Source organism: Roseateles sp. P2_H4 (assembly GCF_056403315.1).
This window is the reverse complement of record NZ_JBFUFR010000013.1, coordinates 14,390-29,323: the sequence shown is the minus strand read 5'-3', so window position 1 is coordinate 29,323 and position 14,934 is coordinate 14,390. Positions and strand designations below refer to the sequence as shown.

The following is a 14,934-nucleotide window of genomic DNA, read 5'->3' as shown; positions in this document are numbered from 1 at the left end:
ATGCCTGATCGCCGCACCGTGCTGACCGCAGCCGCCTCCCTCGCCCTGCCCGCCATGAGCGCCCCCACCGCCGCCCCTGCCAAAGACATGCCCCATCTGCCCTGGTCCCGCCAGGCCGTCATCTACCAGATCAATGTGCGCCAGTTCTCGCCCGAGGGCACGTTCAAGGCGGTGCAGTCGGACCTGCAGCGGCTGAAAAGACTGGGCGTGGACATCCTGTGGCTGATGCCCATCCAACCCATCGGCAAGCTCAACCGCAAGGGCACGCTGGGCAGCTATTACTCGATCAGCGACTACACGGCCGTGAATCCGGAGTTCGGCACGCTGGCCGACGCCAAGGCGCTGGTGAGCGCGGCGCATCAGCTGGGCTTCAAGGTCATCCTCGACTGGGTCGCCAACCACACCGCCTGGGACCATGGCTGGGCCACGGCGCACAAGGATTGGTACAAGCTCAACGCCAAGGGCGAGATCTATCCCGTCACCTTCAACGAAGGCCAGCCGGGCGAGGAGCATTGGGACGACGTCGTCGCGCTGAACTACAAGAGCGCGGGCCTGCGCACCGCGATGATCGACGCGATGAAGTTCTGGGTGCGCGAGACCGGCCTCGACGGCTTTCGCTGCGACGTGGCCAGCCTGGTGCCGACCGAGTTCTGGGTGCGCGCCCGCAAGGAGCTGGACGCCATCAAGCCGATGTTCATGCTGGCCGAGTCCGATGCCGTCGACCTGCACACCAGCGGCGCCTTCGACATGACCTATTCCTGGGACCTGGCCGACCAGGTGTTCAAGAAGATCGGCAAGGGAGAGGCGGGTGCGCCACTGTTGCGCGAGTGGCTGGCCAAGCAGCAGAGCCCGGCAAATGGCTACCCGCAGCATGCCTACCGCATGCGCTTCACGAGCAACCACGACTTCAACTCCTGGCACGGCACCGACGCCGATCTCTACGGCGACGCCTACCCGGCGCTGGCGGTGCTGAGCTTCACGCTGCCCGGCATGCCGCTGATCTACAACGGCCAGGAGTCGCGACTCACGAAGAAGCTGGAGTTCTTCGAGAAGGATGCCATCGACTGGAAGATCTACGAGCTGAGCGAGTTCTACGCCAGCCTCGCCGCGCTCAAGCACCAGCACCCGGCGCTGGCGGCCGGCCAGTACGGCGCGCCGGTCAAGCTGGTGGAGAGCCCGCCCGACATCGTCGCCTTCGAGCGCCGCCTCGACCAGGACCTGGTGCGCGTGGCCGTCAATCTGTCCAACACCGAACAGCTCTGGCAAGGCCACAAGCTGCGGCCGTGGGGATGGCAGCTGTCGTGAACGACCCGCTCGGCTATCGGCCCGGCTACCACTTCGCCGCGCAGAAGAACTGGATCAACGATCCCAACGGCCTCGTCTTCGACGCGACCACGGGGCTCTACCACCTGTTCTTCCAGCACAACCCCTTCGGCGACGAATGGGGTCATATGAGCTGGGGCCACGCCACCAGCCGCGACCTGCTGAACTGGACCGAGCTGCCGCTGGCCATTCCCGAGGACGAGCGCGCCTCCATCTTCTCGGGCTCCATCGTCATCGATCACGGCAACACGGCCGGGTTTGGCGTCGGGGCCTGGGTGGCCTGCTACACCGGCTGCCTGCGCCGCGCTGAAGTCTCGAACACGGGCGGCCAGGCCCAGGAGATCGCCTACAGCCTGGACCGCGGCCTGACGTGGACGAAGTACGCCGGCAACCCGGTACTGGACCTGGGCCTGCGCGAGTTTCGCGACCCCAAGGTGTTCTGGCATGAACCGAGCGGACGCTGGACCATGGCCGTCGTGCTGCCCGAGGAGCGCTGCGTCGCCTTCTACGCCAGCGCCAACCTGCGCGAGTGGACGCTGCTCAGCCATTTCGGCCCGACCGGCTGCACCAGTGCGATCTGGGAATGCCCCGACCTCATCCACTTTGCCGCGCAGGGCGAAGCGACGGGCCGCTCCCTAGCTTCGCCCACCCCCTCGGGCGGCGGCGCATTGCATGGCAATGCGCCTGGGGGCGCCACGTCCCTGTGGCTGCTCAAGGTCGACACCTTCGAGGGCCACCCGGCCGGCAGCGGCGCGCAGTGCTGGGTCGGGCGCTTCGACGGTGAGAGCTTCACGGCCGAGACCGAGGCCTTCTGGGCCGACCATGGCAGCGACTTCTATGCGGCGCTGTCCTTCGCCGGTCTGCCCGCCGGCCGCGCACCCGTCTGGCTGGCCTGGATGAACCAGCATGCCTATGCCAGGCACACGCCCACTTCGCCCTGGCGCGGCGCGATGAGCCTGCCGCGCGAGCTGTCCCTGGTGCAGACGCCGGCGGGTTGGCGCCTGGGCCAGGCGCCGGTGGCGACCGACAGCTTGCGCGGCCAGGCGCGCCACCTCGTCGGTGCCGGCCTCGTTGCCGAGGCGGGTGCGAGTTGCGAACTGCTGTGGGAGATGGACCCCGGCGAGGCCGAGGCTTCGACGCTGAGCGTCCGTTGTGGCGCGGGCGGTGAATGCACCGAGATCGGCATCGATCACCGCCGTGGCGTGATCTGGATAGACCGCAGCCGCAGCGGCACCGTGGTCGATGCCGAACACTGGGCCGGCCGGCGCGAGCAGGCCTGGGCGGGTGCGCGCGGGCCGCTGGTGCTGCGCGTTCTGGTCGATCGCTGCTCGGTTGAAGTCTTCTCGGGCGATGGCCTGGTCGCGCTGACGGAAGTCGTCTACCCGGCCAACACAAGCGGCGACGTCGCGGTGCTGGCGCTGGGCGGCGCCTGGGCGCGCTCCGTACTCACTTGCTGGAAATTGAACGCATGAAGATCCTCATCACCGGCCTGAACGGCACGCTGGCACCCCGCCTGGCCGAGGCCGCGCGCGCGGCGGGGCACGAGGTCATCGGCTGGGACCGCGCCGCGGTGAATCCCGACGACGAGAAGCTGTCCGCCGCCTGGCTGTCGGCGCAGGCCGTGGACGCCGTGGCCCATTTGGGCATGGCCTCGGCGCGCTTCGCCGGCTGGCTCGCATCGCGCTGCCCGAACTTCCTGTTCACGAGCTCCGTCATGGTCTTCGACCACCTGCCCGACGGCCCTCATGACGTGGCCGACGCCCGCAATGCCAAGGACGACTACGGCCGCTACAAGGCCGAATGCGAAGACGCCGTGCTGCTGGCCAACGAGCGGCCCGTCATCGCCCGCATCGGCTGGCAGATTGATGAGACACGGCCCGGCAACAACATGCTGGCGACGCTGGACGAATGGCAACAGCGCGATGGCCGCGTGGCGGCGAGCCATGCCTGGACGCCGGCCTGTTCCTTCATGGCCGACACGGCGGCGGCGCTGCTGACCTTGATCGAGCGGCCCTTGCCCGGCGTGCATCACCTGGACAGCAACGCGGAGGAGGCCTGGCGTTTCGACCAGGTGGCGCGCGCCCTCGCGAGCCGGTTCGGGCGCGACTGGCGCGTCGAGGCGAACGAGGACTACCGCCACGACCAGCGCCTGGTCGGTGRCACCAGCCGCCTGCCGCCGCTGTCGGCGCGCTTGCCTGGATTGACCCGTGATTGAGCGCTGGCCCATCAATGGCAGGGGGCGCAGCCGGACCGTCGCCTATGGCGGCCTGGTCTGGACGGTGGCCAACGCGACCGACTTCACGGCCGGCTTCGACGTCCAGGTCAGCCAGAGCCTGCAGATGCTCGAAGCGCATCTGCAGCAAGCCGGCTCGGCGCGCACGCATCTGCTGTCGCTGCAGGTCATCCTGACCGACATCGCCAACCGCGACGCCTTCGACCGGCAATGGCAGGCCTGGATAGGGCCCGATCCCGCGCATTGGCCGCAGCGGGCCTGTTTCCAGTCGGGCCTGGCGCCGGGGCTGCAGGTCGAACYGGTCGCCGTCGCGGCGCCGGTTTCGGCGGGGCATCGACAATGGGGCGATGAAAGCACCCGTCCGCCTGCAGGCACTGATTGATGAAGGCCTGATCGACAGCGTCGTGCGGCAGTTGAAGAGCGGCAAGGAAGCCGACGTCTATGTCGTGCGCTGCGGCGACGACACCTGCGCCGCCAAGGTCTACAAGGAAGCCAACAAGCGCGGCTTCCGCCAGGCCGTCGACTACACCGAGAACCGCAAGGTCCGCAACAGCCGCCAGGCGCGCGCCATGAGCAAGCGCACCGCTTATGGCCGCCAGCAGCAGGAAGCCGCCTGGCAGAGCGCCGAAGTGGATGCCCTCTACCGCCTGGCCGCGGCCGGCGTGCGCGTGCCGCAGCCGGGCAACTTCCACGACGGCGTGCTGCTGATGGAACTGGTGGCCGACGGGGACGGCGACGCCGCGCCGCGGCTGAACGATCTGAGCTTCACCGAAGCCGAGGCGCGGCAGCACCATGCGACGCTGATCGACGAGGTGGTGCGCATGCTCTGCGCCGGCGTCATCCATGGCGACCTGTCCGAATTCAATGTGCTGCTGGCCGCCGACGGGCCGGTCATCATCGACCTGCCGCAGGCCGTGGATGCGGCCGGCAACAACCACGCGCCGCGCATGCTGATCCGCGACGTGAACAACCTGCGCAACTTCTTCGGCCAGCACGCGCCAGCCCTGCTGGCCACGCAGTACGGCCCCGAGATCTGGGCCCTTTATGCCGCCGGTCGGCTGGTGCCCGACATGCCGCTGACGGGGCGCTATGAACACAAGCCCGGCGAGGTGGACCTGTCGGCCGTGCTGCGCGAGATCGAGGACGCGCAGCGCGAAGAGGCGGATCGCCTGCTGCGCATGAGCTAGGCCTCTCCGGGTTGTATCCACAACTCCTTGCGCTGGATCGGCGTTTCGGGCGGCAGCAGCGGGTTGCTCAGGCGCAGCACGCGGTCGGGCGAGATCGGATGGGCCTTGAGCACGGCGCCATAGAACTCGCGGTGCAGACGCTGGAAGCTGCCGTCGGCCACGGCCGCCTCCAGCCCGGCCTTCAGTTCGGCCGCCAGGTCGGGGCGGCTGGGGCTGACGAAGAGATAGGCCGCCGCCGGGTAGTGCAGCATCAACCCGGGCGCGATGGCGAGCTCGGGGTAGCGGCCGCCCGCCATCTCGGCGTCGATCTCGAGGATGGAGCGCGGGAAGTAGTCGATGCGGCCGGCGGCCAGCATGCGGAAGAGGGCGTCGTAGCCGCTGCTGGTGCCGACCTGCAGGCCGTTGGCGCGCAGGATGGCCGTATCGGGCCAGTCATGGCCCTGGCCGGCGAGGCGCTCGCCGAGGTCCTTCAGCGTGCGCACGCGCTGCCACTGCGCCAGCTCGCTGCGCCTCACCAGCAACAGCCGCCAGCCCAGCAGGCCGCGGTCGATGGGGACGCGCACCGGCAGCAGGCCACTGGACTCGCGCTGCGTATCGGTCATCGTCCACATCAGGTCGATGGGGGCGTGGCCGGCGGCCAGCTCGACGAGGGTGCGGCCCTGCGTCATGTCGAGGTCGACCGGCTGGATGAGGGGGCGGTTGCCGCCACGGTTCAGGGCTAACTCGACGATGCGGCGCACATAGACCAGCTGCGGGTCGGGCATGGTGATGTGGCGCGGCAGGCGCACAGTCTCGCCCGGTTGGGCCAGCAGCGGCCGCGCCGCCAGCAGCAGGGGCAGGCTCAGCAGGGCACGGCGCCGGGTCGGCGTGGGGAAAGCGCGCATCGGCCCGCATCATGAAGCAGCCGGTGAAACGTCGGGTTATCCCTGGCTCAGAGCTGGTGGCGCTCGGCCTCGAGTTCGCGCTCGCGCAAGCGGGCCAGCAGGGTGTCGTCGTCCAGCGCAGCGTCCTCGGCTGCGAGCGCGCCGCAGTCGCGCAGGGTGCGGCCATGCTCGCGCAGTGCCTGTTGCAGCCATCGGGCACGCCGGAGCGTGCGCGGCGTGCAGGAACGGCCGCGCAGGTCATCGTCGAGGTCGCTGCCGTGGGCCTGCCAGGCATCGGCCAGATAGAGCTGAGCCGGCGCATGGGCGAGTGCATGTCGCCAGCGGGCGGCCAGGCCGCGGTAGTGATGCAGCACGCGCTCGGTGGCGCCGCGCGCCGCGAGGCGGTCGGCGAGATCGTCATAGGCCTGCGCAGCCAGCCGCTTGAAGGCGAGGAAGTGCGGCAGGGCTGCGTCATCGCTGCCGGCATCCAGCAGGGCGCCGAAGAGGTGGCGGCCTTCGATGCGCTCGGCCAGATGGTGCTGGGGAGCTTCCAGGCCATGGCCGGCGCTGTTGTACTGCGTCAGCGGGTCGAAGCGGTAGCAGTAGCCGAAGTCGTAGAGCCAGAGGCGTTCGCCATCGTCCAGCAGATTGCCGGCGCTGTAGTCCCATTCGAAGAAGCCGTGTTCGATCAAGGCGCAGCCGGTTTCGAGCAGGGCGCGAGCCTGGCGCTCGTCCAGCACGCCGGGGTGGCGGCCGCTGATCCAGGGCGACACGACCAGGCCGGCACACAGCGAACCGTAGATGGGTGCGATGACGCCGGGCAGGGCCAGCGGCGCCAGCTCGGCGTGGCGTTGCAGCTCGTTGAGGAAGGAGGTCTGGCCGTCGGGGTTGCGCACCCGGCATTCGGCGCGGGCGCGCTTGACGGCCCAGCGGCGGCCCGCGTGGTGCAGGCAGATGACCTCGGCGGTCAGGCCACCGTTGTGGACGGCTTCGACGCCCGGGCTGGCTGCAGTCAGCGCTTTCAACTCGGCCACGGGCAAGGGCAGGGCGGCCGCATCGCCAAAGGCGAATTCAGCGCCGCTGGCGATGAAGGCCAGGTTGGCCTGCTGGCGCCGGGCGTCCAGCGTCAGATCAGGCCCGGCCATGCGTCGGCGTGGCGGTCGAAGCCGGCGCGGATGCTGACGACGAGTTCGGCCGGCAGCGGGCCGCGGGCGATGGCGTCGAGGTTGCGGCGCAGATTGGCCGGCTTGGCCGTGCCGACGATGGCGCTGGCTGCTCCCGTGTGGAAGGCGGCGAAGCGCAGCGCCACGTCCGCCCAGTCCTCGGCACCGGTAAGGCCCATGGCCTTGAAGCGATCCCAGTACTGGCCTTCGGCGAAGTCGCCAGGCCGCTCGGCATGGCGCCAGACGGCACCGGCCAGCGGGCGCTTGGCGATGACGCCGATGCCGGCATGGTCGGCCCGCGCGGCGCGGGTCTTCAGATGGGCCTGGTCGCAGAGGCTGACGGAGGTCTGCAGGCTGCCGAAGGCGCCGCTGTCGATCGCGAAGTCGATCTCGGCGTTGTCGCCCGAGTAGGCGGCAACGCGCAGCTTGCCGGCGGCGCGGCAGTCGTTCAGCGCACGGGAGACCTCGCCCTGCTGCAGCACGGGCAGCGGGCAGGAGTGCAGATGGACGATGTCCAGCCAGTCGGTCTTCATGAGCTTCAGCGCGCGCTCGACGCCCTGCGCGATGCAGTCATAGGTCCAGTCCGGCACGCCTTCGACGCCATAGCCGACCTTGGTGGACAGCACGAAGTCCGTGCGGCGGTGGGCGATGTGGCGACCGATGCGCTCTTCGCTGAGGCCATAGCCGCGGGCGGTGTCGATGAGGTTGATGCCCTGGTCGAGCACATGGTTGAGCAGGGTGCCGGCTTCGGCTTCGGACGTGCGCTCGTCGTTGATGTGCATGGCACCGAAGCCGAGGGCCGAGACGCGCAGGCCGCTGTGGCCGAGGGGATTCAGGATCATGGGGTGATGAGGACGCGGCCGAACAGGGGCGGCACGGTGAGTTGGATCCAGCCTTCCTTGACGGTCACGGCGTCGCCGCCGAGGGCGTCGCTCAGCTTGTCGGCCGGGAAGGGCAGGCCCACCTTGACGGTCCGGGCCTGGGGGCTGTTGTTGGTCGCCGTGACGGCCCAGCTCTTGCCGTCCTGGCGGGCCAGCACGACGACGTGGTCGTCCACATGCAGCGGTTCGCTCAAGCGACCGTGGCGCAGCACAGGCAGCTCGTGGCGCAGTTTCGTCAGGCGCTTGAAGTCGGCCAGCAGGGACTCGTCGGGCTTGCCGCCTTCGTCGGCCCAGGGGTAGGGCGCGCGGTTGTAGGGGTCGTCGCCACCGCCCAGGCCCACCTCGTCGCCGTAGTAGATGGTGGGCGAACCGGGGTAGGTCATCTGGAAGAAGACGGCCAGGCGCAGGCGCTGCTTGGCCAGGGCCAGATCGCGGTCCTCGCCGAAGTGGTGCAAGGCGCGCGGCTGGTCATGCGTCGACAGCAGGTTCATCAGCGCCGAGAAGGCCTGGGGCGGATAGGCCTCGCGCATCAGCTCCAGATTGGCGGCCATCAGCTTGCCGCTTTTGCCCGCGGCGTAGTCCAGCACGGCATTGCGGAAGATGTAGTTCATCGTGCTGTCGAACATGTCGCCGAGGAAGTACTTGCTCGAATCGAACCAGGTCTCGGCCACCGTCAGCGCATCGGGCTTCTTGGCTTTCACGGCCTGGCGCCATTCGCGCCAGAAGTCGTCGGGCACCCAGGGCGCCACGTCCATGCGCCAGCCGGCCGCGCCGCGGTCCAGCCAGAGGTTGGTGACCGAGTCCTTGTCGCGATAGGCATAGGCGCGGAAGGACGGGTTGTTCTTGTCGATCTCGGGCAGGTCGCTGACGCCGACCCAGCCCTGGTATTGCTTGTTCGGATCGGTCTCTTCCGGCTTGAACTTGAACCAGCCGTAGTAGGGTGAGGCGGGGTTGGGCTTGCCGTTGTCGAAGGCACCGCCGGCCGGGAAATTGCCGTAGCGGTTGAAGTAGGGCGAGTCCGCGCCGACATGGTTCAGCGAGGTGTCGGGGATGACGCGGATGCCGCGCTTGGCGGCTTCGGCGCACAGGCGCGTGAAGTCGTCGTTCGTGCCGAAGGCCGGGTCGATCTGCTTGTAGTCGGCCGCGTCGTATTTGTGGTTGCTGGGCGCGCGGAAAACCGGCGTCAGGTAGATGGCGTTGGCGCCCAGGCTCTTGATGTAGTCGAGCTTGGTCGTGATGCCGGCCAGGTCGCCGCCGAAGAAGTCGTTGTTGTAGAGGGCGTCGGAGCCGTCGCCGGTGTTCGGCTTGAAGGGCCTCTCGTTCCACTGGGCGTGGCGCTCGACGTCGCGGTCCTGGTAGCGGTCCTGCGGCCGGCCGCCGCCGGGGCGCGGGTCGTTGGCCTTGTCGCCGTTGCGGAAGCGCTCGGGGAAGACGTAGTAGTAGACGACGTCCTGGGCCCAGGCTGGCACCTGGAAGCCGGGCGCATAGACCGTCTGGCGGTAGCGGCGCACGCGGTTCAGGTTGGACGGCAGGCGCTCGACCGAGGCCCCGCCCATCGACCCTTTCTCACGGGTCCAGTAGATGGCGTCCTTGTTGTTCTGCAGCGCGTATTTGCCCTGGGCGGTCTCGATCTCGAACCAGTAGCCGTAGACGCCGGTCGCGCCGAAGCGGTAGCTGGCCATGAAGCCGGTACCCAGGCCGTGCGATTGTGGCGTCATGGGGATGYGGGCCAGCGGCTCGTAGCTGAGCTGCTCCTGGTTGCCGCTCATCTGCCGGCGCTCGATCACGAGGGTGGCCTGCTTCAGACCGGGCACGTCGTTGCCGATGCTGAACTTCACTTCGGTGCCCGCCGGCTGGGCGCCGAAGGGCGACTTGAACTCGGCGTTGCGCGAATCGAAGTGGGTCGTCAGCGCGGCCTTGTCGGTCAGGGGTTTGGGCGGCGTGGGCTTGAAGCGCTTGGGGCCGACGTCCAGTGTCGGGCGGCCATCGGCGGCGAAGCTCAGGCGCAGGGTGTGCTCGCCGCTGAGCTCGCGTTTGATGTTGCCGGCAGCACCTCGCGCGGGCTGGCCCTTGGCGTCGCCTCCGATGGTCAGCGCGGGCGTCCAGTCCTCGTCGGCGAGCTTGAACTCCTGCGCGCCCTTGGCCTTGAGGTTCAGGTAGTAGGCGTCGCAGTGGTACTGGAAAGCCTGCTCGTCCTGGGCGGCCCAGTTGTTCAGGCCGCCGCGCAGATAGAGCGTGGCTTCACCGAGCGGGGGCTTGGTGCAGGCTGCGTAGGAAGCGGGGACGAACGAAAGCAGCGCTGCGCACAGCGCGAATGACTTCAACATATGAACCTCAGCCTTTGACGCCGCCAGCGGTCAGGCCGGACACGATCCAGCGCTGAGCGAGCAGGAAGACCAGCGTGATGGGCAGGCCCGACAGCACGGCCGCGGCCGCGAAGTCGCCCCACAGAAAGCGCTGGTCGTGCAGGAAATATTTGGAACCGACGGCCAGCGTCAGATTGCCCTCTTCACGCAGCAGGATGGAGGCCACCGGGTACTCGATGATGGTGCCGATGAAGGCCAGCACGAAGACCACCATCAGGATGGGCACGGCCATGGGCAGCAGCACGCGCGAGAAGGCCTGCCAGTGCGTGGCGCCGTCGACCTTGGCGTTCTCCTCGATCTCGACCGGGATGGTCTCGAAGTAGCCCTTGATGGTCCAGACATGCGTGGCAATGCCGCCGAGATAGGCCAGCACCAGGCCGGCATGCGTCTCGACGCCCAGGGCCGGTACATAGGTGCCGATGGTTTCGAAGATGGCGAAGATGGCCACCAGGGCCAGCACCGGCGGGAACATCTGCAGCAGCAGCATGCCGTTGAGCACCGGCTTGCTGAAGCTGAACTTCAGCCGCGCAAAGGCATAGGCCGCGGTCGTCGAGATGGCGACGATGAGGAAGGCCGAGGCGGTGGCGATCTTGATGGAGTTCCACAGCCAGGTCAGCACCGGGAAGGGCGGCTGCACCAGGCTGCCGTCGGCGGCCTGGTAGGGGATGCCCAGGGCCAGCTTCCAGTGCTCCAGGCTGATCTCCGTCGGGATCAGGCTGCCGGTGGCGAAGTTGCCGGGCCGCAGCGAGATGGACACGACCGCGAGCAGCGGGAACAGCGTGATCGCGATGAAGATCCACATCACCGCGTGGGCGCTGAAGGTGCGCCAGCGGGCTTGTTTGCCGAGGACGATGGCCATTACTTTTGCGCCTTTGCGGAGAGCCGCAGGTTGATCAGCGACAGCGCCGCGACCAGGAAGAAGATCAGCGTCGAGATCGCCGCGGCCAGGCCGAAGTCCGAGCCCGAGTCGCGGAAGGCGATGCGGTAGGTGTAGCTGACGAGGATGTCGGTCTGGCCCGCGGGCAGCTTGGTGGACAGGAAGTCCGGCCGGCCATCGGTCAGCAGCGCGATCAGCACGAAGTTGTTGAAGTTGAAGGCGAAGGCGCTGACCAGCAGCGGCGCCAGCGGCTTGATGATGAGCGGCGCGGTGATCTTGAAGAAGTTGGTCGCCGGAGAAGCGCCGGCGAGGGCTGAGGCCTCGTACAGGTCGGCGGGAATCGCCTTCAGCAGCCCCGAGCACAGGATCATCACATAGGGGTACCCCAGCCAGACGTTGACGATGACCAGCATGGTCTTGGCCAGCAGCGGGTCGGCGAACCAGGCCGGCTTGACGCCGAACAGCGCGTTCAGGATGGCGTTGATCTCGCCGAAGTTCTGGTTGAACAGGCCCTTGAAGACGAGGATGGAGATGAAGCCCGGCACCGCATACGGCAGGAAGAGCAGGGTGCGGTAGGTGGTTCGGTACTTCATGCCCTCCCAGTTCAGCATCACCGCGAACAGCATGCCGATGGCCGTAGCGAAGAACACTGTCAGCGCCGAGAACAGCACCGTCCACGTGAAGATGGACAGGAAGGGTCCGCGGAACTCGGCGTCGAACAGCATGCGCGCGTAGTTCGCCACGCCGATGAAGGCCTTGAAGCCGGGCTGCAGCACCTCGCCCGAGGTGGCCTCGAAGAAGCCGGTGTCGCGGTTGGGCTTGAAGGCGGTGTTGTCGGCGGTGCGCGTGAGGCTGCCATCCGCATTGGCCGTCCACTGCGGCTTGACGGGGCCGAACTCGCGCAGGCCGAGGTAGTGCAGCTCGGTCTTGTCGGGCATCACCAGCACGAGCTTGGAGAGCGCGTCGCGATGCTTGATCAAATCGGGCAAGGGCAGGGCGGCGTCGGTCGGCGTCGTTGCAGCGTCCGATGTGGCGACGTCAACGCGCAGCTCCTTGCCCGCACGCAGCGCCAGCGGTGGCGACACCCAACGCGGCGCGGCCTCGCCATCGGTGCGCAACACCAGGCGGTACTCGGCGCCGCTGGCATGCAGGCTGTAGGCCAGCACCTGGTCCTCGACGGCGTCGTGCTGCTCCAGCAAATACTCGCGCACGCGGCTTTCGCTGAGCAGATGGGTGCTGGAGTAGTTGGTGAAGCCTATCTGCGCCGTGTAGACGAGCGGAAAGGCGATGAAGACCAGCATGCCGGCGATGCCGGGGAAGAGATAGCGCCAGGCAAAGCCGCCACGGCTCAGGTAGACATAGAAGCCGGCCGTGAACAGCACGAGCAGGCCCGCGGCCCAGGCGGCCTGGCCGGTGGTGTAGACGACAAAGACGAGATACAGCGCGGCCACGATGGCAGCCACAGCCAGCGGCCAGTGCAGCCACTTGGCGAGCTTCTCGGTCAGCGTGGGCGGCAGCGTCGTGTAGCTGCCCTGGCCCAGGGTGGAGGTGGCAGCGTTCATTTGTTCAGCAGCATCCGTGCGGCGGCGCCGTCGAGCGCGTCCTTCGGTGATTGCAGTCCGTTGGTGATGGCTTCCAGCGCCGCGTCCATCGCGGTCCAGAAGCGGCCCACCTCGGGGATGTTGGGAATCGGCGCGCCGTTGCGGGCGTTGGTCATGCTCGCCGCGATCAGCGGATTCACCGACAGCTCGGCATAGAAGGCCTTGTTGGCCGGCACACCGATGGGCACGTTGGCGTCCAGGATCTTCAGGGCCTCGGGGCGCATCAGGTGGTTCTCGATGAACTCCTTGGCGATGTCCTTGTTCTTGCTGGGCGCCGAGATCATGCAGCCCAGCACGCCGACGAAGCTCTTGCTGGGCTTGCCGGCGACGACGGCGGGAATGGGCGCCACGCCGATGTCGATCTTGGCCTTCCTGGCGTTGTCCCAGGCCCAGGGGCCGGAGATCATCATGGCCACCTCGCCGCGCGCGAAGGCCGCTTCCATCTCGGAGTAGCGCGCGCCCTTGGGCATGTGGCCGTCCTTGATGAGGCGCTCGATCATCTGCGCACCGGCGAGCGCGCCTTCGTTGTTGACGTCGACCTTCTTCGGATCGAAGTCGCCCTGGGCATCGCGGCCGAAGATGACGCCGCCGGCGCCGGCAATCATGGGCCAGCTGAAGAAGCTCTTGTTGTAGTCCCACAGCACGGCATGCTTGCCGCTGGCCTGCAGCTTCTTGTCCAGCGCGATCAGTTCGTCCCAGGTGGCGGGCGGCGTGGGCACCAGGGCCTTGTTGTAGATGAGGCCGGTGGTCTCGATGGCGATGGGGTAGCCCCAGATGCGGCCGCGGTAGCTCAGCGCTTGCCAGGCTGTCTCCTCGGACTCGGCCTTGAGCTTGGCAGAGGGGCGCAGTGATGTCAGCAGGCCGGCCTTGGCCCATTCGCCGACGCGGTCGTGCGGCCAGCAGAAGATGTCCGGGCCCTTGCCGGCACCGGCGGCCTGCTGGAACTTGTCGGTGGGGTCGACCGGATGCTCGACGACGACCTTGACGCCCGAGACCTTCTCGAAGGCATTGCCGACGGTCTGCAGGCCGCCATAGGCCTTGTCGCCGTTGATCCAGACGAGCAGCTTCGGGCTCTCGGCCAAGGCCGGCGCTGCAGCGAGTGCGGCCACGAGGGGGAGCCACTTCATGCGTACAGCTCCGGCGCGGCCAGGCGGCGCAGGGCGAGGCCATTGGCGTCGAACACATAGAGGGCCTCGGCCGGCAGGTGCAGGTCCAGGGCCTGGCCGTTGCGCAGGCGGTCGCAGCCGTTGCGGCCCTCGAACTGGCAGGTCAGCGRCTCTTCCAGGCCGGGGTAGGGGCAGTAGGCAAAGGTGATGCCGCCCAGCGACTCGACGAATGCCACCGTGCTCTGCAGCAGATTGCCTTCGCCGCCCTGGCGGATGTGCTCGGGCCGCACGCCCAGGGTGACCTTGTCGCCTACCTTGGCGGCGTTGCCGTCGACCTTGGCCTGCAGCACCACGCCGCTGCCGTCCAGCTTCACATCCACATGGCCGGCCTCGATGGCGACCAACTCGCCGGCGATGAAGTTCATCTTGGGGCTGCCGATGAAGCCGGCCACGAACAGGTTGCGCGGGTGCTCGTACAACTCCAGCGGCGACCCGACCTGCTCGACCTTGCCGGCCGACAGCACGACGATGCGGTCGGCCAGCGTCATGGCCTCCACCTGGTCGTGGGTCACATAGATCATCGTGGTCTTGAGGTCCTCGTGCAGCTTGGCGAACTCGTAGCGCATGCGCACGCGCAGGGCTGCATCCAGGTTGGACAGCGGCTCGTCGAACAAAAAGACCTCGGGCTTGCGCACGATGGCGCGGCCGATGGCGACGCGCTGGCGTTGGCCGCCGGAGAGGTCCTTGGGCTTGCGGTCCAGCAGGTGTTCTATATGCAGGATCTTGGCCGCGTTGCGCACGGCGGTCTCGATCTCGGCCTTGGGCACCTTGGCCAGCTTCAAGCCGAAGGCCATGTTGTCGAACAGATTCATATGCGGGTAGAGCGCATACGACTGGAACACCATGGCGATGCCGCGCTCGCTGGGTGGCACGTCGTTGACGACGCGCCCGCCGATGGTCAGTTCGCCGCCGGTGATCTCTTCCAGGCCGGCGATGGAGCGCAGCAGCGTGGACTTGCCACAGCCCGAGGGGCCGACGAAGACCATGAACTCGCCGTCGCGGATCTCCAGGTCGATGCCGTGAAGGATGCGGATGTCGCCATAGGCCTTCTCCACGCCGGTCAGTCGAACGTCTGCCACTTCTAACCTTTCAGTCGCCGGGGGTCCTGTCGTCGAACTGCGCCGGCTTGTCTCGTCGGGAGACGGCTAAATTTCTCTTGTTTGGCCGTCTTTGTAGACAATATACATTTGCGGCGTCGCGGCAACAACAGCGACTTCCCGGTTGAATCTTCATGAAACCCTTATGGATCAACGGTTTGCAAAACGTCGCGGGTT

Annotated in this window: 13 protein-coding genes; 5 read left to right on the top strand and 8 right to left on the bottom strand. The window is 67.7% G+C overall.

Annotated features, from left to right (window positions below; all coding sequences use genetic code 11):
• From AC1DW3_RS11675 to AC1DW3_RS11655, 5 genes are read left to right on the top strand one after another with little or no spacing between them, the layout of a single operon-like run.
• Nucleotides 1-1,305, top strand: a complete 1,305-nt coding sequence (locus tag AC1DW3_RS11675; protein ID WP_477931477.1) for an alpha-amylase family glycosyl hydrolase — start codon at nt 1-3, stop codon at nt 1,303-1,305.
• Nucleotides 1,302-2,795, top strand: a complete 1,494-nt coding sequence (locus AC1DW3_RS11670) for a glycoside hydrolase family 32 protein (RefSeq protein ID WP_477931476.1) — start codon at nt 1,302-1,304, stop codon at nt 2,793-2,795. The genes AC1DW3_RS11675 and AC1DW3_RS11670 overlap by 4 nt, the downstream gene beginning before the upstream one ends.
• Nucleotides 2,792-3,538 carry a sugar nucleotide-binding protein gene (locus AC1DW3_RS11665; RefSeq protein ID WP_477931475.1) on the top strand — a complete coding sequence of 249 codons (747 nt, stop codon included), beginning with the start codon at nt 2,792-2,794 and terminating at the stop codon, nt 3,536-3,538. Before AC1DW3_RS11670 ends, AC1DW3_RS11665 begins: the two co-directional genes overlap by 4 nt.
• Nucleotides 3,531-3,938, top strand: a complete 408-nt coding sequence (locus AC1DW3_RS11660) for a Rid family hydrolase (RefSeq protein ID WP_477931474.1) — start codon at nt 3,531-3,533, stop codon at nt 3,936-3,938. Before AC1DW3_RS11665 ends, AC1DW3_RS11660 begins: the two co-directional genes overlap by 8 nt.
• Nucleotides 3,904-4,743, top strand: a complete 840-nt coding sequence (locus AC1DW3_RS11655) for a PA4780 family RIO1-like protein kinase (protein WP_477931473.1) — start codon at nt 3,904-3,906, stop codon at nt 4,741-4,743. The genes AC1DW3_RS11660 and AC1DW3_RS11655 overlap by 35 nt, the downstream gene beginning before the upstream one ends.
• Here the strand turns inward: AC1DW3_RS11655 and AC1DW3_RS11650 are convergent.
• From AC1DW3_RS11650 to AC1DW3_RS11615, 8 genes are read right to left on the bottom strand one after another with little or no spacing between them, the layout of a single operon-like run.
• A complete protein-coding gene (locus tag AC1DW3_RS11650) occupies nt 4,740-5,627 on the bottom strand; it encodes a hypothetical protein (RefSeq protein WP_477931472.1) in 888 nt (295 codons plus the stop codon). The two genes, AC1DW3_RS11655 and AC1DW3_RS11650, sit on opposite strands and share 4 nt — an antisense overlap.
• 47 nt (nt 5,628-5,674) lie before the next feature.
• The gene (locus AC1DW3_RS11645; RefSeq protein WP_477931471.1) at nt 5,675-6,751 is read right to left on the bottom strand and encodes a hypothetical protein; all 1,077 of its coding nucleotides are present in this window, start codon (nt 6,749-6,751) and stop codon (nt 5,675-5,677) included.
• Nucleotides 6,733-7,611, bottom strand: coding sequence for an aldo/keto reductase (locus AC1DW3_RS11640; protein WP_477931470.1), 879 nt, complete (start codon nt 7,609-7,611; stop codon nt 6,733-6,735). The genes AC1DW3_RS11645 and AC1DW3_RS11640 overlap by 19 nt, the downstream gene beginning before the upstream one ends.
• Nucleotides 7,608-9,977 (bottom strand): glycoside hydrolase family 13 protein, encoded by a 2,370-nt coding sequence (locus AC1DW3_RS11635; protein ID WP_477931469.1) that lies wholly within the window; start codon nt 9,975-9,977, stop codon nt 7,608-7,610. The genes AC1DW3_RS11640 and AC1DW3_RS11635 overlap by 4 nt, the downstream gene beginning before the upstream one ends.
• Before the next feature lie 7 nt (nt 9,978-9,984).
• Entirely contained in the window at nt 9,985-10,875 is an 891-nt protein-coding gene (gene malG / locus AC1DW3_RS11630; RefSeq protein WP_477931468.1) for a maltose ABC transporter permease MalG, read from the bottom strand.
• Nucleotides 10,875-12,455 carry a maltose ABC transporter permease MalF gene (gene malF / locus AC1DW3_RS11625; RefSeq protein WP_477931467.1) on the bottom strand — a complete coding sequence of 527 codons (1,581 nt, stop codon included), beginning with the start codon at nt 12,453-12,455 and terminating at the stop codon, nt 10,875-10,877. The genes malG and malF overlap by 1 nt, the downstream gene beginning before the upstream one ends.
• Complete coding sequence (gene malE, locus AC1DW3_RS11620) at nt 12,452-13,621, bottom strand: maltose/maltodextrin ABC transporter substrate-binding protein MalE (protein ID WP_477931466.1); 1,170 nt, start codon at nt 13,619-13,621, stop codon at nt 12,452-12,454. Before malE ends, malF begins: the two co-directional genes overlap by 4 nt.
• Complete coding sequence (locus AC1DW3_RS11615) at nt 13,618-14,739, bottom strand: ABC transporter ATP-binding protein (RefSeq protein ID WP_477931465.1); 1,122 nt, start codon at nt 14,737-14,739, stop codon at nt 13,618-13,620. Before AC1DW3_RS11615 ends, malE begins: the two co-directional genes overlap by 4 nt.
• Nucleotides 14,740-14,934: the final 195 nt, after the last annotated feature.

Bases quoted from the DNA above. Each gene is read 5' to 3' on its own strand.
- AC1DW3_RS11655 (WP_477931473.1), top strand. From the start codon at position 3,904: ATGAAAGCACCCGTCCGCCTGCAGGCACTGATTGATGAAGGCCTGATC.
- malF (WP_477931467.1), bottom strand. From the start codon at position 12,455: ATGAACGCTGCCACCTCCACCCTGGGCCAGGGCAGCTACACGACGCTG.
- malE (WP_477931466.1), bottom strand. From the start codon at position 13,621: ATGAAGTGGCTCCCCCTCGTGGCCGCACTCGCTGCAGCGCCGGCCTTG.
- AC1DW3_RS11675 (WP_477931477.1), top strand. From the start codon at position 1: ATGCCTGATCGCCGCACCGTGCTGACCGCAGCCGCCTCCCTCGCCCTG.
- AC1DW3_RS11650 (WP_477931472.1), bottom strand. From the start codon at position 5,627: ATGCGCGCTTTCCCCACGCCGACCCGGCGCCGTGCCCTGCTGAGCCTG.
- malG (WP_477931468.1), bottom strand. From the start codon at position 10,875: ATGGCCATCGTCCTCGGCAAACAAGCCCGCTGGCGCACCTTCAGCGCC.
- AC1DW3_RS11645 (WP_477931471.1), bottom strand. From the start codon at position 6,751: ATGGCCGGGCCTGATCTGACGCTGGACGCCCGGCGCCAGCAGGCCAAC.
- AC1DW3_RS11640 (WP_477931470.1), bottom strand. From the start codon at position 7,611: ATGATCCTGAATCCCCTCGGCCACAGCGGCCTGCGCGTCTCGGCCCTC.